This is a genomic window from Gordonia sp. YC-XJ4, from assembly GCF_059511865.1.
Genome location: NZ_CM183447.1, coordinates 5,852,650 through 5,873,609, shown reverse-complemented (window position 1 = coordinate 5,873,609; position 20,960 = coordinate 5,852,650). Strand labels below are relative to the sequence as shown.

17 protein-coding genes and 1 pseudogene are annotated in these 20,960 nt (G+C 67.8%); 7 read left to right on the top strand and 11 right to left on the bottom strand.

The window, feature by feature from the left end:
* Positions 1-41 precede the first annotated feature (41 nt).
* The 4 genes from AC5ZH6_RS26370 to crtI all read left to right on the top strand — a co-directional run bounded on the left by AC5ZH6_RS26370 (position 42) and on the right by crtI (position 4,926).
* Entirely contained in the window at positions 42-1,748 is a 1,707-nt protein-coding gene (locus tag AC5ZH6_RS26370; protein ID WP_496169274.1) for an alpha/beta hydrolase, read from the top strand.
* 123 nt (positions 1,749-1,871) lie between these two features.
* Complete coding sequence (gene idi, locus AC5ZH6_RS26365) at positions 1,872-2,429, top strand: isopentenyl-diphosphate Delta-isomerase (RefSeq protein WP_020173092.1); 558 nt, start codon at positions 1,872-1,874, stop codon at positions 2,427-2,429.
* On the top strand, positions 2,426-3,349 hold the full coding sequence (locus AC5ZH6_RS26360; protein WP_020173093.1) for a phytoene/squalene synthase family protein: 924 nt from the start codon (positions 2,426-2,428) through the stop codon (positions 3,347-3,349). Before idi ends, AC5ZH6_RS26360 begins: the two co-directional genes overlap by 4 nt.
* Positions 3,346-4,926, top strand: coding sequence for a phytoene desaturase family protein (gene crtI / locus AC5ZH6_RS26355; protein ID WP_455410209.1), 1,581 nt, complete (start codon positions 3,346-3,348; stop codon positions 4,924-4,926). Before AC5ZH6_RS26360 ends, crtI begins: the two co-directional genes overlap by 4 nt.
* Positions 4,927-5,259: 333 nt before the next feature.
* Here crtI and AC5ZH6_RS26350 read toward each other — a convergent pair whose 3' ends face one another.
* Genes AC5ZH6_RS26350 through AC5ZH6_RS26330 form a run of 5 tightly spaced genes read right to left on the bottom strand, consistent with a single transcriptional unit; the run spans position 5,260 to position 10,543 of the window.
* Entirely contained in the window at positions 5,260-6,747 is a 1,488-nt protein-coding gene (locus AC5ZH6_RS26350; protein WP_496168000.1) for a phytoene desaturase family protein, read from the bottom strand.
* On the bottom strand, positions 6,740-7,906 hold the full coding sequence (locus tag AC5ZH6_RS26345; protein ID WP_455410211.1) for a glycosyltransferase family 2 protein: 1,167 nt from the start codon (positions 7,904-7,906) through the stop codon (positions 6,740-6,742). Before AC5ZH6_RS26345 ends, AC5ZH6_RS26350 begins: the two co-directional genes overlap by 8 nt.
* Entirely contained in the window at positions 7,903-8,730 is an 828-nt protein-coding gene (locus AC5ZH6_RS26340) for a carotenoid biosynthesis protein (protein WP_006368729.1), read from the bottom strand. The genes AC5ZH6_RS26345 and AC5ZH6_RS26340 overlap by 4 nt, the downstream gene beginning before the upstream one ends.
* On the bottom strand, positions 8,727-9,437 hold the full coding sequence (locus AC5ZH6_RS26335; protein ID WP_455410212.1) for a monooxygenase: 711 nt from the start codon (positions 9,435-9,437) through the stop codon (positions 8,727-8,729). Before AC5ZH6_RS26335 ends, AC5ZH6_RS26340 begins: the two co-directional genes overlap by 4 nt.
* Positions 9,434-10,543 carry a polyprenyl synthetase family protein gene (locus AC5ZH6_RS26330; RefSeq protein WP_271354411.1) on the bottom strand — a complete coding sequence of 370 codons (1,110 nt, stop codon included), beginning with the start codon at positions 10,541-10,543 and terminating at the stop codon, positions 9,434-9,436. Before AC5ZH6_RS26330 ends, AC5ZH6_RS26335 begins: the two co-directional genes overlap by 4 nt.
* Positions 10,544-10,680: 137 nt before the next feature.
* Between AC5ZH6_RS26330 and AC5ZH6_RS26325 the strand changes: the two genes are divergently transcribed.
* Positions 10,681-11,901 (top strand): NAD(P)/FAD-dependent oxidoreductase, encoded by a 1,221-nt coding sequence (locus AC5ZH6_RS26325; protein ID WP_455410213.1) that lies wholly within the window; start codon positions 10,681-10,683, stop codon positions 11,899-11,901.
* A 45-nt stretch (positions 11,902-11,946) separates the two neighbouring features.
* Here the strand turns inward: AC5ZH6_RS26325 and AC5ZH6_RS26320 are convergent, their stop codons facing one another.
* From AC5ZH6_RS26320 to AC5ZH6_RS26305, 4 genes are all read right to left on the bottom strand, one after another.
* Positions 11,947-13,317, bottom strand: a complete 1,371-nt coding sequence (locus AC5ZH6_RS26320) for an ABC transporter permease (RefSeq protein WP_455410214.1) — start codon at positions 13,315-13,317, stop codon at positions 11,947-11,949.
* Complete coding sequence (locus tag AC5ZH6_RS26315) at positions 13,314-14,069, bottom strand: ABC transporter ATP-binding protein (protein WP_455410215.1); 756 nt, start codon at positions 14,067-14,069, stop codon at positions 13,314-13,316. The genes AC5ZH6_RS26320 and AC5ZH6_RS26315 overlap by 4 nt, the downstream gene beginning before the upstream one ends.
* Before the next feature lie 126 nt (positions 14,070-14,195).
* A complete protein-coding gene (locus AC5ZH6_RS26310; protein ID WP_020173102.1) occupies positions 14,196-14,837 on the bottom strand; it encodes a response regulator transcription factor in 642 nt (213 codons plus the stop codon).
* A complete protein-coding gene (locus tag AC5ZH6_RS26305) occupies positions 14,834-16,027 on the bottom strand; it encodes a sensor histidine kinase (protein ID WP_271354407.1) in 1,194 nt (397 codons plus the stop codon). The genes AC5ZH6_RS26310 and AC5ZH6_RS26305 overlap by 4 nt, the downstream gene beginning before the upstream one ends.
* 14 nt (positions 16,028-16,041) lie before the next feature.
* On the opposite strand from AC5ZH6_RS26305, the gene AC5ZH6_RS26300 reads away from it, so the two are divergent.
* Both AC5ZH6_RS26300 and AC5ZH6_RS26295 read left to right on the top strand, forming a co-directional pair.
* Positions 16,042-16,461, top strand: coding sequence for a hypothetical protein (locus tag AC5ZH6_RS26300; protein WP_020173103.1), 420 nt, complete (start codon positions 16,042-16,044; stop codon positions 16,459-16,461).
* Between the two features lie 429 nt (positions 16,462-16,890).
* Positions 16,891-18,457: pseudogene (locus AC5ZH6_RS26295) on the top strand (HNH endonuclease signature motif containing protein).
* 179 nt (positions 18,458-18,636) lie between these two features.
* On the opposite strand, the gene AC5ZH6_RS26290 reads toward AC5ZH6_RS26295, so the two are convergent.
* On the bottom strand, positions 18,637-19,752 hold the full coding sequence (locus AC5ZH6_RS26290) for an Rv3169 family protein (protein WP_288338288.1): 1,116 nt from the start codon (positions 19,750-19,752) through the stop codon (positions 18,637-18,639).
* A complete protein-coding gene (locus AC5ZH6_RS26285) occupies positions 19,752-20,921 on the bottom strand; it encodes a phosphotransferase family protein (RefSeq protein ID WP_288338287.1) in 1,170 nt (389 codons plus the stop codon). The genes AC5ZH6_RS26290 and AC5ZH6_RS26285 overlap by 1 nt, the downstream gene beginning before the upstream one ends.
* Between the last annotated feature and the right edge of the window lie 39 nt (positions 20,922-20,960).

Here is a 20,960-nt window from a genome sequence, read left to right as displayed (position 1 = left end):
GGGCGCGGACGACAGGAGCGTGGCCAGTGCCGGAATCTGATGTGGACGCCGTCGACGGCGTCGACGCCCCGCAGGACGTGAGCGCCCAGCCGCACCGGTCACGGGCACGGGAACGCGCCGTGGCCTACCTCGGCCGGATCAGTTACTCCGGCCTGGCGGTGGCAACGGCATTCCTCTGGTTCTCGGCGACACCGTCACTGTTACCGCGCGGGCCGCTGTTCCAGGGCATCGTCAGCGGCGCCGCGGCCGCCGTCGGCTACTGTCTCGGCGCCTTCTTCGCCTGGCTGGTGCGGTTCATGTTGTCGAGGGATCGGCGATGGCCCTCACCACCGTGGTACCTATGGGCCGCGCTGGGTGTGATCTTCGCGGTGGGCACCTCGGTGATGTTCTATTGGTATTCGGTGTGGCAGAACGAGATCCGCTCGCTGATGAAGGTCGACCAGCTCTCGTGGACGGCCTACCCGTTGATCATTGTCGTCTCCGTGGTCGTGTTCGTGCTGCTGATGGTGATCGGACAACTCTGGGCCGCACTCGTCGTCTGGTCGGTGCGCAAGCTCAATCGCTTTGCGCCGCCCCGTATTTCTGCGGTCGCCGGTGCGACGGTGATCGTCCTGATCACCGTGTTCATCCTCAACGGCGTGGTCGCGAACTACTCGATGAAGTGGCTCAATGCCTCCTTCGCCGCGGCGAACGACGAGACCGATGCGACCACGTCGGCACCGACGACCACGGTTCGATCCGGTGGTCCGGGCTCGCTGGTCACGTGGGGCTCGCTCGGCCGGGAGGGCCGGCGATTCGTTGCGAACGGCCCCGACGTGCAACAGCTCTCGGCGTTCAACGGGGCGCCCGCGATGGAGCCGATCCGCGCGTTCGTCGGGCTCGGATCGGGAAATGATCTGCGCGCCAACGCCACCCTGGCCGCCGATGAGCTGGTCCGTGCCGGCGGTCTCGACCGGGCCGTGGTGGCCATCGGGTCGGCCACCGGATCGGGGTGGCTGAACAAGGCGACGGTCGACTCGCTGGAGTACATGTACAACGGCAACGTCACGACGGTGTCGATGCAGTACTCGTATCTGCCGAGTTGGCTGTCGTTCCTCGTCGACAGCGAACGCGCGCGTCAGGCCGGCAGTGCGTTGTTCGAGGCCGTCGACGCACGTATCCAGCAACTGCCGGAGGGCCGCCGACCCAAGGTCGTCGTGTTCGGGGAGAGCCTCGGTTCGTTCGGTGCCGAGGCCGCCTTCGGTACCGTGCCGACGGTCGTCGCCCGCACCAACGGTGCCCTGTTCGTCGGGCCGACGTTCAACAACCAGTTGTGGAGTGACGCCACCGCTGCCCGCGATCCCGGTTCGCCACAGGTCCTGCCGATCTACGACGACGGCCGGCACGTCCGGTTCATCGCCGACGCCTCGGACCTGAACCGTCCCGACACGCCGTGGCTCGACCCCCGCGTCGTCTACCTGCAGCACGCGTCGGACCTGATCGCCTGGTGGTCGCCGCGGCTCATCCTCAACGAGCCGGAGTGGCTGAAGGAAGAGCACGGCCGTGACGTGCTCGGGGCGATGACGTGGATGCCGTTCGTCACGTTCCTGCAGGTGTCGGCGGACATGGCCGTGTCGGTGAACGTGCCCGACGGGCACGGCCATAACTATCTGAGCGCCATCCCGTACTCGTGGGCCGACATCCTGCAACCGCCCGGCTGGACCCAGGACAAGACCGAGCGGTTGTTGCCGCTGCTGCATCGGGACTGAGCCACCCGTTCACGAGGGCTGCGGGCCGGGCCCATCCGAGTTTGCGTCGGCGTCGAAGTGCTGTTGTCTGGAGGCACGCCGGGCCGATCGGGGCCCGACCGACCAACGAGGAGCAGACCGCGCATGACCGAGGACCTGACCGAGGACCTGGTGGTACTCGTCGAGCCCGACGGCACGCCGTGCGGTACCGCCGACCGGACATCGGTGCACACCACCTCCACCCCGCTGCACTTTGCCTTCTCCTGCCATCTCGTCGAAGCCGGCCGGTTGCTGATGACCCGCCGGGCGTTGACGAAGAAGACCTGGCCGGGTGTGTGGACCAACTCCTACTGCGGACACCCCCGACCCGGGGAGAGTGCCGTCGACGCCGTGCATCGCTACGCGCAACGGGAATTGGGTCTCGACGTCACCGATGTGCGCTGTGTCCTACCCGATTTCCGCTACCGGGCCGTCGATGCCAGCGGTGTGGTGGAGAACGAGGTGTGCCCGGTGTTCGTCGCGCGCCCGGCCGGTCCACTGCGGCCCAACCCCGATGAGGTGATGGACGTCGCGTGGACCGACGTCGACGACGTGTGGTCGGCGGCGCGACGCACCCCGTGGCTGCTCAGCCCGTGGTTCGTCGATCAGGTGCATGCGCTCGGTGCTCACCCCTACCGTGTGCCCGAGCGGGAGACGTCATGAGCCTGCGCCAGATGGGGTCGCACCGATCGGCTGCGACGACCCGTCCGTATGTGCGCTACGACGAGGTCGCCGACGCCAGCGCCGACCTGGTGATCCGCTCGTATTCGTCCTCCTTCGGCCTCGCCTCTCGATTACTGGCCGGCCCGATCCGCCGAGACGTGCGCAACATCTATGCGTTGGTGCGCGTGGCCGACGAGATCGTCGACGCCCCGCGGCCCGGCCAGGACGTCGAGAGCAGGCGGGTCGCGCTCGATCAGCTCGAGGCGGACACCCTCGCGGCGATGGACAGCGGGGCGAGCACCAACCTGGTGGTCCACGCCTTCGCCCGCACCGCCCGCAGGGTTGGCGTCGACGCCGCGCTGACCGGACCGTTCTTCGCTTCCATGCGCACCGACCTGACCTGCCGAGTGCACGACGAGGACAGTCTGGCCACCTACATCTACGGGTCGGCCGAGGTGGTCGGGCTGATGTGCCTGCGGGCGTTCCTTGCCGACGAACCCGACCGCGACGTCCGCTACGCGGCGATGGCGCCGGGGGCGAAGCGTCTTGGGGCCGCCTTTCAGAAGGTCAACTTCTTGCGCGACCTCGGAGTCGATGATGGTGAACTCGGCCGACGCTATCTGACCGGCCTGGACCCGCAGGCCCCGAGCGATGAGGCGTGGCGGCGGTGGCTCGACGACGTCGACGACGATCTGGCCGCCGCGGCGCGCATCATTCCCGACCTGCCCGGTGAGGCCCGGGTCGCGGTATGTACCGCCCATGATCTGTTCGCCGAGTTGTCGGCGCGTCTGCGCAAGGTGGCACCGGTGGACGCGGTGACCACGCGCGTACGGGTGCCCGGACCGGTGAAGGCCCGTATCGCTGCGGCGGCAGCGGTGCGTCGCGGGTATCCACGAGCGGGAGGGGTATCGAGCCGGTGACCACACCGAAGAAGGTCGTCGTCATCGGCGGCGGTGTGGCCGGGCTGGCCACTGCGGCGTTGTTGGCCGCCGACGGGCACGACGTCGATATCGTCGAGAAGAACGCGAATCCCGGTGGGCGGGCCGGGAGTTGGGAGAAGGACGGCTTCCGCTTCGACACCGGACCGTCGTGGTGGCTGATGCCGCAGGTCTTTGACCACTTCTTCGCGTTGCTGGGGACGTCGACGGCGGAGCAACTGGAGCTCACCCGACTCGAACCCGGATATCGGGTGTTCTTCGAAGGTGAGCCGGATCCACTGGAGATCTCCGGTGACCGTGCTCGCAACCGAGAGTTGTTCGAGCGCACCGAACCCGGCGCAGGTGTGCGATTCGACGAGTACCTGGAGTCGGCGCGCGACACCTACGACGTGGCCGTTCGACGATTCCTGTACACCAGCTTCGAGTCGGTTCGGGCGTTCACCGCCACCGAACTGCTGCGCCGCCTCCCCCGGTTGGCGCGACTGCTCACCGAGAGCCTGGAGTCGTTCACCGCCAGGCACTTTCGTGACCGGAGGCTACGGCAGATCCTCGGCTACCCGGCAGTGTTCCTCGGGGCGTCGCCCGAGCGTGCGCCCGCGATGTATCACCTGATGAGCTGGTTGGATCTCGACGACGGGGTCCGATACCCGCAAGGGGGTTTCACCCGATTCGTCGACGCGCTCGTCGGTGTCGCCGTCGATCACGGTGCGCGCCTGCACACGGGGGTTGCGGCGACGGAGATCTGTACCCGCGATTCGGGTCGCGGACCGGTCGGAAGGCGGGCAATGGTCACCGGGGTGCGGGTGACCGCTGCGGACGGTGCCGAGCACGTGTTGCCTGCCGACATCGTGATCGGCGCGACCGATCTGCATCACCTCGAAACCCGCTTGTTGCCACGAAGATTGCAGACATTCCCGCAACGGTGGTGGGACCGCCGGATGTCGGGGCCCGGGGCGGTGCTGGTCTTCCTCGGGGTGCGTGGGCGGCTGCCACAACTCGCGCACCACTCGCTGTTCTTCACGCAGGACTGGCACGCGAACTTCGACGCCATCTTCACCGAACCCACCCGCGTCCCCGAGCCCGCATCGCTGTATGTGTGTCGACCGTCGGCGACCGACGATACGGTGGCGCCGAGCGAGCACGAGAATCTGTTCATCCTGGTACCCGTACCGCCCGACCCGTCGCTGGGGCGCGGCGGTGTCGACGGGGCAGGCGATCCCGTGATCGAGCAGGCCGCGGACCGCGCCATCGAACTCGTCGCCGACTGGGCAGGCATCGAGGACCTCGCCGATCGGATCGTCGTACGCCGCACGATGGGTCCGGGCGATTTCGCCGTCGACGTCAACTCGTGGTCCGGTGGTGCGCTCGGACCCGCACATACGTTGCGCCAGAGCGCTTTCCTGCGCGCCACCAATCGATCACGCAAGGTGGACGGCCTCTACTATGCCGGCGGCTCGACCCGCCCCGGCATCGGACTGCCCATGTGCCTGATCAGCGCCGAACTGATCCGCAAGCGCCTACGCGGAGACCATTCCACCGGGCCGTCGGTGGCTCCCTAGTGGTGGTGTGAAACCGACTCTGTGGCAGGCAGTCTCGAGGCTCGGCGCATGCGCCTCGCACCTCGACCATCGAGGTATTACTACGCTGGTCGAGGTGCCGACGAGCGCTAGCGAGGAGCCTTGAGACATCTTGTGCTGAAGGGTTTCCGGGCCACGGTGGGACGAAAACAGTACCGGCGACGGTGGTCTCGAGGCTCGGCGCATGCGCCTCGCACCTCGACCATCGAGAGGGGGACGGCTTCCATACGGTGGTCGAGGTGCCGACGAGCGCTAGCGAGGAGCCTCGAGACCTCTTGTGCCGAAGGGTATCCGGTGTGGCGATGGAGCGCTCGCCTACGCCCGGCCGATGAGCCCTGCGGTGATCTTCGCGGACAGCAAAACCAACGGCAGGCCGCCGCCGGGGTGGGCCGAACCGCCGACGAGGTAGAGACCGGGGATGGGGGAGGCGTTGGCGGGGCGCAAGAACGCGGCGCGCGGACCGTTGGATGAGCTCCCGTAGATCGAACCGCCGGGCGTCAGGGTGCGGCGGGCGAGATCGGCGGGGCTGAGTACGAATCGGTGTCGGATGCGATGGCGGACGTCGGTTCCGCGAGCGGCCATCACCTCCAGCACGTGGTCGGCGTAGGAATGAGCGAGACCGTCGCTGTCCCAATCCATTCCCGAATCCGGGTCGTGGCGCGGCGCATTCACCAGGATGAACCACGCGCCGGTTCCCGCTGCGGGGACGATGGCCGGGTCGTCCGGTGCGGTGATGTAAACGGTGGGATCGGCGACGGGACGTGGTGCTCCGTGGCGGCCGAAGACCGCGTCGAACTCGGCGTCATAGTCGGCGGGGAACAACACGCGATGATGTGGCTGTCCGGGTGGCTCGTCGCCGAGGGCGAGCAGGATGACGAACCCCGACAACGACGGTGTGCTCCGCTGCAGCCGACGAAGCTGCCGACGCGCCGACGACGTGTGCACGAGTGAGGAATACACCTGAGCTGTATCGGCATTGGCCACCACCAGATCCGCGCGACGCAGATCGCCGGACGTGGTGATGACACCGTCGGCGCGGCCGTCGCGGACCCGGATCTCACGCACCGCGGTCCCGGTCTCGACGCATCCACCGAGGGCGGCGAGCCGATCGGTGAGCGCGACGGCGATGCGGCCGAGGCCGCCGCGCACATACCAGGAGCCCCAGCGCTGTTCGGCCCAGGGAACACTCGCCAGCGCGGCCGGGGCGCGACGCGGGTCGGAGCCGGTATAGGTGGCATACCTGTCGGCCATCATGCGCAGCCGTGGGTCGCGCAGATACCGGGACGCAAGGCCCCGCAACGACGACCACGGGGCGACAGTCCGCACATCGTCCACACTGCGGGCCAGAGTGGCCATGTCGCGCAGGCTGATCGGCGCCTCGAGAAAGGGCCCGTGGGTGGCGTCCCAGATCCTGCGGGCGCGATCGAGAAACCCCGACCACTGCGCGCCGCATCCGGCTCCGAGAGCGGCGTCGAGTGCAGCAGGGATCTCGGCGAAATCGCCGGGAAGATCGAGACCGGTGCCGTCCGGAAACCGGTACCGGGCGGCGATCGGCAGCCGCTGCAGTTCGAGAACGTCGTCGACGGGTGCGCCGGTCGCCGCGAACAGTTCGGCGAGGATGTGTGGCATCGTCACCAACGACGGGCCGGTGTCGAAGACGAAGCCGTCGTGCTCCAGGGTTCCGAGTTTGCCGCCCACCGCAGTCGATTGCTCGAGGACGCTCACCCGATGCCCGGCGTGCTGCAGCCGGAGGGCTGCGGCCAGCCCGCCGACGCCCGCCCCGACCACGATGACCTCAGCCACGGCGAGTCACCCGCCCTCGCGGTGTCGTCCCGGGAAGCGAACGCCCTTTCCAGCGCAATCGGTCTCGGCGATGCGCCTGCAGCGAATCCGCGGTGAGCGCCGCGAAACCCGCGATGGACAACGGATGAGCCAACGCGTCCGGCCACGCGCGCCCGCCGGTGACAGACGCCGAGATCGCTCGCGACGCCACCCCGGCGGCGTATCCCAGCAGCCCGATCCGAGAACCCGTGAGCGCCGCCACCGCCGGGACGATGTAGGCCAGCACCAGCATCGCCACCACACCGACGGCCCCGGCGGGTGAGCCGAACGCCGACCACAACGACTTACGGTAGCCCTCCCGAATCTCGCGGTGGCCGTGATACATCCGGCATTGCGCCAGGTGCGCACCGGCACCCACCCCGCCCAGGCCGCCGACGGACTTGATCGCACGGAGCAGGGCGATGTCCTCGAGAACCTCACCCGCGACGGCCGCATGGCCGCCCGCTCGGTGGTAGATCTTGGCATCGACGACGAGGAACTGGCCGTTTGCCGCGGACAGGCTCGGACGCGACGACCGCTCCGCGATCCCGAGCGGCAGCGTGCTCATCCACGACCATTGCAGCAGCGGCTGGATCAGCCGCTCGGCCGGGCTGTCGGCGAGTTGACGGGGATACGGGCACAACAGTGCCAGCCCGGCAACGCGCAGGGCCGCGACGGTCGCGGTGAAGGCGAACGGGCTGACCCGCACATCGGCGTCGACGAAGGCGAGAATCCCGCCACACGGAACATTTTGTGCTGCTTGATGACACGCCCACGACTTGCCGAGCCATCCGGCCGGCGGCGGTGTTCCCGCGACAACCGTGACGCGCGGGTCGTTGGCCGCGCAGATCGCGAGGATCTCCGCGGTGTCGTCGGTCGAATCATCATCGACGACCACGATCCGGGCCGGCCCTGGCCAACGATCGATCGCCGCGAGCACCGCACGCAGACACCCCGGCGCGTTCGCGGCCTCGTCGCGCATCGGGATGAGCACCGACAACGGCTCGGCGACGGGCAGCGCATCGACATCCGGGGTACGAATCCGTCGGGCATTGGAGATCGTCAGCACAAGGGAGGCCGACGCCAATGCGGTACCGGAGTTCACGACCCATCGGAGGACGTCCCGCGGCCGGATGATCATCGTCGAACCTCCCGAAACACGCTGACGGCCAGCGGGATTGCGACAACGCCCATCACCAGTCCGCCGACCAGTGCGACCGGCGGACGACCGAAGAACACCAGATGAGCGATCACCGACGACCCATACACCCACAGGTAGGCGACCAGCGGAAGCAACTCCGCGGCGCGACGATCGGTCGTCGATGCCGGTTCCCGACGCCCGATCGCCACGCTGAGCACCGCCATCATCAATGCCGACACCAGCAGCCAACCCAGGAAGTTGGTCAGCGGAATCCCCTCGACACCGGGCAACGCCGGATGCGGCGACGACCATCGCCAGTACCCGGCGTCCACCATCTGCGGATCGAGGAACACATCCCACGCGGTCAACGCATACGCGCCCAGAAGCGGTACCGCCCAGAGCTTTCGGCCCGAGATCCGTCGTGCCACGACGAACGCCGGCCAGCTCATCATGATCCAGGCAAGCGGCACCACCACCGGGACGCCGAGGATCTCCCCACCGAGTGCTCCGGTATAGGCATAGTCCCCGAACGGGATTCCGGTGTGAACCCCGACGGCCTCGGCGAGCAGACCGCCACCGCCGGCCACGACGAGCAGGCAGAGCAGTCCCCGCACACCGTGCGTCGCCGCACTATGACACAGCATTGCTGCCGACATCGCCACCACGACGATCGTGGTGAGCACGACGTTGCCGCCACCGGTGAGGGGGAACGCGATCTGTACACCGACACTGGTGGCCAACAGAATCCACGCCGCCACCCGTAGGGGCGGGGGTCGCCGTCGGGATGTGGCTTCGGTGCGATCGACCACGTCGTCGGCGGTCACGGCGTAATCCCCCGGTAGGTTCCGATCACCGACTCGACGCCGAACCGGGCGAACAATTCTTCGGCGTACCAGCGCTGTGGGCCGGTCTCGCGGATCGCCGACACGTGACCTGCACTCCGGTAGGCGAAGTCGGTCAGCGCAGACGGGTTCTCCCAGAGTGAGAAGGTGCCCTGCAGCCCGATCGGTGCCTCGCCGACTCCGAGTGCCAGGCGCACTCCCGGTGCGGCAGTGAGGTCGCCGACCACCGGGGGCACCGCCCGCCAGAACGACGCCATGCGCGTGGGCCGCAGCCGGGCCCGGGTCAATGCCGCCACCGGGCCTGTCCAGTCGGTACGGCGAGCTCGAGGGGCGTTGGTGCCGAACGGTTCTCGCCGCGACCACCGCCCGCGCGAGGCCAGCGGCACCATGCGCACGGTCAGTGCCTCGCTCGCCGCTCGATCCCAGGACCGCAGATAACGTGACGCCGCACCGGTGGCCGCGGCATCGGCGTCGGCCCACACCGTCAGCAGCGCCCAATGATGGGTGTCGGCGTCGCGCGGGGTGAACGTGCGCGCCGATCCCGTCCCCATCACCTTCGCGAACCGCAGGCCGGGCAGATGGCGCAACGCCGTACGACCCGACGCGACGCGCAGGAGTGCAGGTCCCACCCGATCGACGCCCCAGATGCGCAGTTCGACGACCGGTTTCGCCGACGGTGCCACCGTCATGAGCGTCGCCTCACCGACTGCCGCACCAATTCCCGCAGTGCCTCACGCGCGGATTCGTCGACCTCGATGCGATCGATCACCTCCTGCGCAGCCGCGGTCAGATCATCGATGCGGACCTCGGTCTCGGCGAGGGCGCCCGTTGCCGCCATCAGCTCCCGCACCGCGAGAAGGTCGTCGTCGGTGACCTCCGGGTTGCCCAGCGACGTGCTCAGCAGGCGCCTGCCGGCGGGGTCGGCGCGCTCCTGGGTCAGGGCGACCAGCAGGGTCCGTTTGCCCTCGCGGAGGTCGTCGATGACGGGTTTGCCGGTCTCGGCGGGGTCGCCGAACATGCCGAGGACGTCGTCGCGCAGTTGGAACGCCTCGCCGGCCAGGACGCCGATCTCGTCGTACCGCGCGAGCAGGTCGGCGGGCGCACCGGCCAGCGCGCCCCCGAGCCGCAGCGGATGGGAGATCGTGTACTTGGCGCTCTTGTAGTGCAGGATGGTCCGGGCGCGTTGGCGGGTGATGGTTTCTCGCGTCTGTGCGAGCATGTCGAGGGTCTGCCCGGCGAAGGCCTCATCGCGCATCGTCGACCACATCGACCGGACGACCGATCGGGTGGCGCGATCGAGGTCGGCGACGGCGTCGCCGAGCAACTCGTCCGACCACATCAGGCACAGGTCGCCGGCGAGGATCGCCATCGCCGACCCGTGCGCCCGCGCGTCCCCCGACAGGTGCTCGGCCACATGCCGATCGGTGAAGGCGCGGTGGACCGTCGGCATCCCGCGCCGTGCGTCGCTGCCGTCCATGATGTCGTCGTGGATGAGTGCGGCCAGGTGGAACATCTCGATCGCGGTGGCCGTCTCCCACACGCCGGGCGTGCTCGGGGCCCCGGCGGTGCCGCTCACCTCGGCGGCGACCCGCGCGCCCCAGACGCAGAACTGCCCACGCAGCCGCTTGCCGCCCATCGCGGCACCGCGGATGGCGTCGGTGAGACGCCCGACGTCCGGGTCGACGCCGGTGAGGATCGTCGCGTGGCCGTCGATGGTGGCCAGCAGCATCCGGTCGACACACGTGCGGATCACCTCCGCCGCGCGGCATGCGGGATGCTCGCGCAACGAATCCATTCGGCCTCCTCAGAACGGGACAGGTCGGGCAGGACAGGTCGGGTGGACAGGATGCTCATGGACCATTCGGAGCCGGTCCGACCCCGGATGGGCGCGCGTACGGTGGGACGAGTACCCACCAGGAAGGTAGGAACGCCATGACCTCAGTGGTGATCGTCGGCGGCGGCCTGGCTGGAGCCAAGACCGCCGAGGCGCTGCGCGAACAGGATTTCGACGGCGACGTCGTCCTGATCGGGGCGGAGGACCACCTGCCCTACGAGCGGCCGCCGCTGTCCAAGGAATTCCTCGCGGGCAAGAAGCAACCCGCCGAGTTCACCGTCCACGACGCGGACTGGTATCGAGACAACAACATCGACCTCCGTCCGGGCACCACCGTCGAGCGCGTCGACGCCGACGCCAAACGGGTTGTGCTGCCCGATGGTTCGACCGTCCCGTACGACAAGCTGGTGCTGGCCACGGGCTCGTCCTCCCGACACCTGAACCTTGCCGGCGAGGACGCTGCGCACGTGCATCATCTGCGCACGCTCGACGAGGCGACCGCGCTCGGCGACGACATCGGTCCCGGGCGTCGGCTGGCGATCATCGGCGGCGGGTGGATCGGCCTGGAGGTCGCGGCGTCGGCGCGCCAGCGCGGGGCCGAGGTCACCGTGGCCGAGGTCGGTGAACTGCCGTTGCTCACGGTGATGGGCCGTGAGGTTGCGCAGGTCTTCGCCGACCTGCACCGCGAGCACGGCATCGATCTGCGTACCGGCGTGCAGGTGCAGGAGATCCTCGAGACCGAGGGCTTCGCCACCGGCCTCCGGCTCGGCGACGGCACCACCGTCGACGCCGATGCGGTGCTCGTCGCCGCCGGGGCGGTTCCGGCGCTCGGGCCTGCGGAGTCCGCCGGCCTCGACATCGACGGTGGTGGTGTCCTCGTCGACGCCGGGCTGCGTAGTGGCAATCCCGACGTCTTCGTCGTCGGTGACATCGCCAACGCCGAGCACCCGGTCCTTGGGCGGCGGGTCCGAACCGAACACTGGGCGAACGCGCTGAACCAGCCGGCGGTTGCGGTGCGAAATCTGCTGGGCGGGTCGGCTGAGTACGACAACCTCCCGTACTTCTTCACCGATCAGTACGACCTCGGGATGGAATACGCCGGACTCGCCGGCGCCGACGACACCGTCATCCTGCGCGGCGACGTCGCGGCCCGCGAGTTCGTGGCGCTGTGGGTGTCCGAGGATGCGCGGGTGCTCGCCGGCATGCAGGTCAACATCTGGGATCAGCTCGACGACATCAAGGCGCTCATCACCGCGGGCCGCCCCGTCGATCTCGATCGGGCAGCGGACGCCGATGTGCCGCTGGCGCAGCTACTCTGATCCGGTATCGGGGTCACTGCACCACTGGGTCACTGCACCGCTGGGTCACTGCACCGCCAAGGCATCGACCGGGGTCACCGCCACCGCGCGCCGACTCGGCGGCAGTGACGCCACCAGAGCCAGCGCGAACGTTCCCACGATGATCGATGCCAGTGCCGCCCAGGGCAATCCGAGCGGAATACCGGACGTGAGTGCTCCGACCAGCGACTGACTGCCGACCGTCCCGAACACGATGCCGAGTACCAGGCCGGCTGCGACCGCGGTCCCCGACATCGCCAGCGACTCCCGGAAGATCATCGAACGGATCTGTCCCGTCGTGAATCCCATCGCGCGGAGCATGCCGATCTCCCGGGTTCGCCCGATGACGGTGAGCGACATCGTCGAGACGAATCCGACCGCGGAGATGATCACCGAGATGGCGACCATGGCGATCAAGATCGCTGTGATCACCGACAACGTCTCACGGGTGGCCGCAGCGTTGGCGGCTGACAGGTCCCAGCTGTCGACCGAACGGGTCAGCGCAGCCATACCGGTGGCGATCGTGGTCACCAGGGTGACCCCGATCAACAGGCCCAGGGTCGACCGGGTGGTGCGGTGCGGGTCGCTGACCGCGTTCTTGCGGGCTACCACCGACGGCGCGCCGGCGCCGAGAGTGCGTCCGCTCAGCCGCACGAGGCTCGGCACGATCAACGGTGCGCCGATCAGTACGCCGACGGAAAATGTTGCGGCACCGAAGAATGCGACAACGAAACCCGCAAGGCTGCCGCGCTCGCCCAACAGTGCAGCCAGCGCGAGGAGACCGGCACCCGCCAGGAGCAGTGCCGCGGCGACGACGCGTCGAACCATGCCGATCTCCCTTCGTGCCGGGGCGGCTGCCATACCGGTCAGCACGCCGCGGGTGCCGACCCGAGCAGCCACCACGGCGGTGGCGACGACGGCGAGCCCGGCCACGATCACCCCGGGTGGAAACGACGGATAGTCGAGACCGGGAATGGTGCCGTTGTGTACCAATATGATTCGAGTGATGTCGGTGCCGACGGTGCCCAGGATCACCCCGATGACGGCGCCGATGGCCGCGTCGAGGGCGACGGCCCGGGTCAGGCTCGCACGCAACTGTGCCGAACTCGCGCCGATGAGCCGCAGTAGCCGTAACTGGTTGCGGCGTCCGGCGATCACGGTGGTGACGCCGTTGGTGATGACGATTGCCGACACGAACAGGGCGATCATGATGAAGACCGAGGCGACGACGTCGAGGGCGGCCCCGGCGGAGCCGCCTTTGTGCGCCGAGATCGTCGACAGCATCTGCGACGTGGTGACCAGGGCGGCGCCGTAGGTGGCCGAGAGTGCCGACACCACACCGATCGTGGCGAACTCGCGCAGCGACCCGACGGTCAGGCGCGTTGAGGTGGCCTTCATGCCGGAACCTCCTGCAACCCGATCAACAGGTCGGAGATCTGGCGGGGATTCAGACCCCGGTACTCGCCGGCGATCGCGCCGTCGGTGAGTACCACGATCCGGTCGGCGTAGGACGCGGCCACCGGGTCGTGGGTGACCATCGCGATGCCCTGACCGTATTCGCGGGCCGCGGTGGTCAACAGTGTCAACACCTCTCGGCCCGTGCGGGTGTCGAGGGCACCGGTCGGCTCGTCGGCGAGGATGATCGTCGGGCGGGATGCGAGAGCACGCACGATCGCAACCCGCTGTTGTTGTCCGCCGGATAGTTCCGACGGCAGGTGATCGAGCCGGTCGCGCAAGCCGAGCGTCGCGACGAGGTGTGCGATCCACGCCTGCTGTGTGGCATCGGGTCGTATCCCGGCGAGTACGAGTGGAAGTCGGATGTTCTCGTCGGCGGTGAGCGTCGGAATCAGGTTGAAGGCTTGGAAGACGAAGCCGATGGTGGTGCGGCGCAGCAGGGTTCGCGCGGTGTCGTCGAGTCCGGCGATCGGGGTGTCGCCGAGCCAGATCTGCCCGGAGCTGATGTCGTCGAGTCCGGCGATGACGTTCATCAGCGTCGACTTACCGGACCCGGAGGGCCCCATGATCGCGGTGAACTCGCGGCGATGCAGATCGAGGGAGACGTGACGCAGTGCGTGGATGGGGTTGGCGGCGTCGCCGTAGGTGCGTGACACGTCGCGCAGGAGGACGGCAGGTGTGTGGGGTGCGTTCATGGGCTCGACGCTACGTTCGTGTGTCCGTGAGATCGTCGGCCGCGGTGTGGAAATCGGGTACATCGCAGGTCGGTCGGTCGTACATCCAGAGATGTACCTCGGGCCGCGCAGGACGGGTGCCCCGGGTCAGACGAGGCCGTGATCGTAGGCGTAGACGACCAGCTGAACACGGTCGCGCAGAGCGAGTTTGGTGAGGATGCGGGAGATGTGTGTCTTGACCGTGGCCTCGGACAGCACCTCGGCCGCGGCGATCTCGGCGTTGGACAGGCCGTGCGCGGCCCGCACCAGGATCTCGCGTTCCCGAGGGGTCAACTGCGCGTACTCCGGGCCGGGTTCTCCCGCACGTGTCCGATGTGTCTCGAACAACCGGCGGGTCGCCGATGCGGCGACCACCTGGCTGCCGTCGACGACGGCGCGGATGGCGGCGAGGAGGAAGTCGGGCTGGGCGTCCTTGAGCACGAACCCGCTGGCACCGGCGGCGATTGCCGACGCAGCTGCCTCATCGGTGTCGAAGGTGGTCAGTACCAACACCTTCGGTGCATCGTCGCCGAGATCGGCGATGAGGTCGGCGGTGGCGGTGATGCCGTCGACGCCGGGCATTCGCACATCCATCAACACGATGTCGGGTCGGGTGGTGCGGACCACCGTGGCAAGGCCGATCGCGGTCGACTCCTCGGTGACCACCTCCATGTCGGGCTGGCTCCCGATGATCATGGCGATGCCTCCGCGGAACAGCGGTTGGTCATCGATCAGGGCGATGCGGATCATCGGGTCTGTGTCCCTCCGGATTCGTGGGTGTTCCGTGTCGTATCGGAGACCGGTGCGGGGATCTGCAGGGAGACAAGCCAGCCGTCGCGGTTGTCGCGGGCACTGCGAAGCGTTCCGCCGATCTGCGCTGCCCGCTCGGCCATACCCGCGATACCGTGTCCGGCGCCTCCTGGAGCCAAGGGATTGTCCGACAGGGCATTCCACACCGTCATCGAGCACCCGCGCGTCCACTCGATGCGCACGACGACGGGTACAGCGAGGTCACCGTACTTGAGCGCGTTGGTGAGTGCCTCGCTGAGTACCCGCCCGGCGACCCGGGTGATGTTCGCATCAACCGACTCGTCGTTCCCGGTTTCCCGGGTGTCGATGGTCATTCCGGCCGCCCGCATCCGGTCGAACAGGGTGTCGCGATCCGAGCGCGACGCCGACGACACATCCTCGTTGCGGAGCTGCTCGAGGAGTCCACGGACGTCACCGAGGGCTCCGCGCGCGGTATCGGCGATGACGTGCAACGCCTTCCGCGTTGCTTCCGGGTCGGCGTCGAGCACCATCCGGGCACCTTCGGCCTGTGCCACCACCACGGCGAGGGAATGCGCCACCACATCGTGCATGTCGCGTGCGAGCCTGGTGCGCTCCGATTGTTCGTCGTAGAGGTCAAGCAACCGTTTGCGCTCGAGTTCGGCGATGGTCTCGGCGATCGACGCCTGCTGCACCATGCGGCGCTGGTAGCGGATGAAACCGAAGGCCCAGCCGCCGATGACGACGACGGCCGCACCGGCAAATCCGAACAGCCGCGCCGCCACGATATCGGCCGAGGCATAGACGTGTGGGAATTCCCAACCGGCGATCACACATCCGGCTATCGCCACCGACAGGGAACCGAACCGCACCCGACGATCGGGGTGTCCGCCGACGGTGGCGAACAGCGGGAAGTAGGCCAAGGAGGCCACGACTGCGATCTGGTCGGTGGCCACCTGCACCGTCGCCGAGGCCAGGGCCAGCACGATCATCACGCTGGGTGCCGGCCGCCGCAGCGCCAGGGCGATCGACACGACGGCCGCGGTGACCGCGGCCGACGTGGATTGTCCGAGGTGAATCGGGATGGCGACCAATGCGAACACGACGGCGATCGCCACATCGATGATCAACCCGCGACGGGTCAGACCACCGGTGGAGAGGGGATCGCGCATGGCACGATGATCGCATGAGCACCGAGGCCGCGATCGTCCTGTTCGTCGCCGGGCTGATCTTGTTGCTGGCACTGGTCCTCGGGGTGTGGAAGTACCAGCAGATGCTGACCGCTCCCGATCACCTCGCGCACCCCTACGTCGACATCGCCCACCGTGCGGCGCTGATGTACTCCTTTGCCACGGCTCTGCTCGCCGCGCTCGTGCAGTTCAGCGCGTGGCCCGCGTGGCTCGATCTCGTGGCCGCCGGCATCCCGATCGTGTTCTTCCTCGGCGCAATCCTCACCTACATCGGGCACGGCATGCGTCGCGACACCACCAATCAGTTCGCTCACCCCGACCGCGCCCTTCGCCTGGCGATGGCCGCACTCATCCTCGGTGAGATCGGCGGCGTAACAGTACTTCTCATCGGCTTCGCGGTGGGGCAGTTCGGCTAGGTCCCGCGGCGGACGCCCTCGCTTCGCCCGATGGTCGAGCCTCGAGATCGCTTGTGCCGATCCTGGTTCCGGCTCGGCAGGTGGTGCGGATGCTCGTCGGCGAGCGGGGTCTCGAGGCTCGTCGCTGGCGCTCCTCGGCACCTCGACCATCGGAACGGATAAATGGCCGTTTCCTGACCGATGGTCGACCGTTCCTCCCCGATGGTCCACCCTTCCCCCCGATGGTCGAGGTGTTCGGCGCGCTAGCGCCGAGCCTCGAGACCCTGGTGAGATGACAAGTATCGCAACCACATCGACGCCCACTCGACGAGTGGAAAATAGTTGTCCACAGATTTTGTCGGCCCTACCTCCGCCGCGCCGGTTTTGTCGGTACCCCTTCGTACACTTGTGCCCATAAGTTCGATCACCGATCGCGGGAGGGGGTATCTGATGTCGAGTGTGTTGACGTTCACCGATCCGGATGCCGACGCTGCCGCGATCACGTCGATGTCGCGCGATGAGCTCATCGAGATCGGCCCTGATCTGTTGCGCCAATCGCGTCAGCACGAGGCCCGGACGGTCCTGGCTGCCGCGGCGCTGGCGGAGCGGGTGTATCGCGAGCATCTCGCTGGTCGGTCCGAGACCAGCGTGTGGGGCTCAGTCATCGAGCATGCCGAGAAACTCGGCCGCGCCGAGGTGTCGTTGCAGTTCAAGGTCTCGCAGTAAGGCCGGGAGTTGGGTGGCGTTGGCGGATCTGTTGGAGAAGTTCCCGCTGATCCGTGCCGCCTACCTGAACGGGGAGCACTCGACCAACCGGGTGTCCATCATGGCGCGGGCCGCGCAACGTGCCGGAGACATCGATCTCGACGGCATCGAGGGTGACGACGCGGAGATGTCGTTCGAGAAGATCGTCCTGAACTATGCATCGCGCGCCACCACCGATCCGGTGCTGGCGCAGGAGCTCGAGGCAGCGCTGATCTCGATGAACCCCGACGCTGTTTCCGAGGACCGCGACACCATCACCGACCTGGTGGAAAACGTCACCATCACCGCAGAAACTGCCGGACACTCCACCTTGGATGCGGTCGTCCCCGCGCATTACGGGGTGTTCCTCACAACGCAGATCAATGCGCTGATCGACGAACGCACCTGCCGCAAGGACCCCCGCCGCGTGGGGTCACTGCGGGTGATCGCCCTTGGGGAGATCACCGGTGTGCCCGGCGCGCACCTCGACTGCGAATGCGGACAAGATGATTGCCCGAAACGAGGTGGCAGCACAGACAGCAACGGGTCGGCCGAAACTCCCGCTGACGCCGAGGATGCGGCAGCGTGGGTCGACCTGTTGCCCGAACCCGCCGATGCCGACGCTCCCGAACTCGATCGGGTGGAGCCGGTCGCCGAACCCGAGATCCCCGACCCCCTGGACGAGCCGATCCCGGATGAGGTGCCCGTGGCATTCGGGCGGGCGCTGGTGGTGCCCGGCGCACCTGTGTTGACGGTGTTGAAGGACCCGGACGGGATTCTCGTGCCCCGGTTGCAGGGATACGGGCCGATCGACCCCGACTACGCCACCGCCCTCGCCGACGTGGCGAGAACCATCCACTACCCCGAATCCGCCCGTGCCGCGGGACCACTCATCCCGCAGATCGCCGACCGGCCGCAAGCCCCACCGGCGGATCCGACCGGACACGGTGGTCACACCGTGCCACCTCCTGGGGCATTGACGTATGCACCCAGCGCTGCGTTGCGCGCTGAGGTGTTGGCCAATGATGCGTGGTGTCGGTTTCCGTTCTGCGGGATGCCGTCACACCTGTGCGACCTTGATCATTGGCGAGCCTTCAACCATGCCGACCCCGAGGCCGGAGGCTGGACGGTCCTCGGTGATCTGATCCCGCTGTGCCGGGCCGATCACCAACGCAAACACCTCGCCGAATGGGTGCCGACGCTCTACACCGACCGACGGGTGGAGTGGCGGAACCGACGGACCGGGCAGGTGATCGTCACGTATCCGCGGTGACGGTCTCTTTGTCTGTGGGGTGGAACCAGCTGTGGCTCACCGGGTCTCGAGGCTCCTCGCTTGCGCTCGTCGCACCTCGACCACCATGAAAAGGCGCTTCGACCCCAGGAAAAGGCGCTTCGACCATCGGGGGAATGGCCGCCGACATCGGGGAGGCGCGCGACGCGCAGCACCGCCGGTTACGGCGCCACCGACAGCCAGTCGGCGAAGCCGGACGGGTCGTGGCGACCGAGGGCGCCGTGCTCGAACAGACCCCAGCCCTCTCGGGTGGTGCCGTCGGCTTCGCGGCAGGTCGCGGTGCCGACGTGGTCGATCATCCCGAATGGAATGCGGCCGGCGACAGCGGGATCGGCCAGATCGTAGGTCACCCGCTCGGTGAAGCCCTCACCCTTCCACAGGCCGTGCGTCCAGTCGGGGTCACCGCCGTACCCGCCGCCGACGTGGAGCGGTGTGGCCAGCAACGACCTGACCTCGAGCGTGACCGTGCCGCCCGCGGAGTCGGTCATCTCGATCGAGGCACCGGTGGGAATCCTTGTGCCCGAGCGGTAGTGCGCGGCAATCCGCGGCCAACCGAGTTGCTCGACGCGACCGTCCTTCCAGACGCGACTACAGTCGTTGAGGGTTCGGAATCCGTCGGGGTTCTCCTGGACGATGAGGACAAGGGCGAAGTCGTCGAACGCCATCGGGATGTAGTTCCACCACATCCCTTCGAACGGCGGGTCGGCCGGACGTCCCGCGGGTTCGGCCTCGCCGACGGGACGGATACCCCACGAGCGGTCACGCGACCCGAGCCACGTCGCCGGATCGACGGTGATCTCCTCACCGTCGATCACCAGCTGTCCACGCCACGTGCCGAGTTGTGCGAAACGCTGGGCGTCCAACGTGATCCGCCGACCGGTGCGCATCACGTGCGGCATTTCCTGCAGCGCGTCGAACAGTCCGGTGAAGGTGAGATCGGCAGAAATGCCGCCGGTCTCGTCGAGGACGATACGCAGCGAGCGTAGAGGTTCGCTGACTTCGACACGATAGTTGCCGACATGCTGATTGAGGCGGTCGTCGTCGATCGCGTCGGACAGGTGTACCGCAGTGTGGGCGCCGCCGCGGCTGATGAGGACGAACGCATCCTTGACGCCGAGGTTCGGGTAGTACCCGATGCCGGTGATGAGGAAGATCTCACCCGTGCGGTCGTGGGCATTGAAATAGGAGCGGTCGTAGAAATTGCGGTCGGAGCTACCCGGCCATGCGATCGGTTGGGGGAGTTGATGAATGGGGAATTCGTCGGTGGGTCCGAGCATTACGGTCCTTCCTCGAGGAGACGTTCCAGCAGGGTGCGGTGATAGAAGAGTTCGGCGTCGACGTCGGCGGGCCGGGTGATCTCACCGAAATGCACGCGACGGGCGCCGGCGCGCATGAACACACAGCACCAGATCACCCCGGCGAACACCGAGAACCACCGCAGGTCACCGAGTTCGACTCCGGTCAATTCTCGATAGGTGTCGCGGACGTCGTTCTCCCGCAGGAAATGTGGCATACCGGGCAGCGCGGCGAGTCCGCAGAGCTCCTGGAAGACCTGGTGCGCGAAGATCATCCACGACACGTCGAGCTCGCGTGGTCCGAGGGTGGCCATCTCCCAGTCGAGGATCGCCGCGGGGGTGAAGTCCTGGTAGATCACGTTGCCGATCCGCGCATCACCCCAGATGAGTACCGAATCCGACGCGGCGACGTCGTCGGGGAAGTGGTCCTCGAGCCACGGCAGCGCCCGATCGACCAGCGGGGACCGGCCGATCGTCGTCGACGACTCGTACCACTGCGCCAGCCAGGTGAGGCGGCTGCGCAGGTCAGAGTCCGCGGCCGGTTGGCCCTCTCGTAGGAATCCGAATCTCGTCGACACCTCGGGGATCGAGTGCAGCCGCGCCACCAGTTCGACCGTCGAATCCTGCAGGGCACGTTGGTGTTCCACAGGTGCATCGAAGAGCCAGTTGTCGCCGAAGGTGTAGGGCATGACATCGGGTGGGACGAGCCCGTCGATGCGATCCATCAGGAAGAAAGGCGACCCCAACAGCGCGCCCGTCGGCTCGAGCCACCGCATCCGGGGGATCGGCAGGCCGGTGGACTCCGCGGCGAGTCGCATCGTCTCGTATTGGTGATCGAGCCGGTAGGTGTCGAAGACGGGGATGTCCTCGGGTCGCGGCGCCATGCGCATCACCCACCGCTCGTCGGTCGGTGAACCCCCGTCGGGCCAATGCGCATCGACCATGATCGTCTCCGACGACATACCGTTCGCGTCGACACCGGCGTCGATGTGCAACTCGGGTGTGCCGCGAGGCGAGTCCCCGCGGCTGCCGATCCAGTCGGCGAGGATGAGCGGGACCTCCGAGGTGTCGCGTGCCGACCGCTGCAACGGGTCGACGTGGGTGTCGACCGTGGGGGTGTGACCGCTGTGTGGAGGCGCCGTGTCGGACATCGGTGATCCCTTCCTCATTCCGCTACGCTCGGTAGCGTT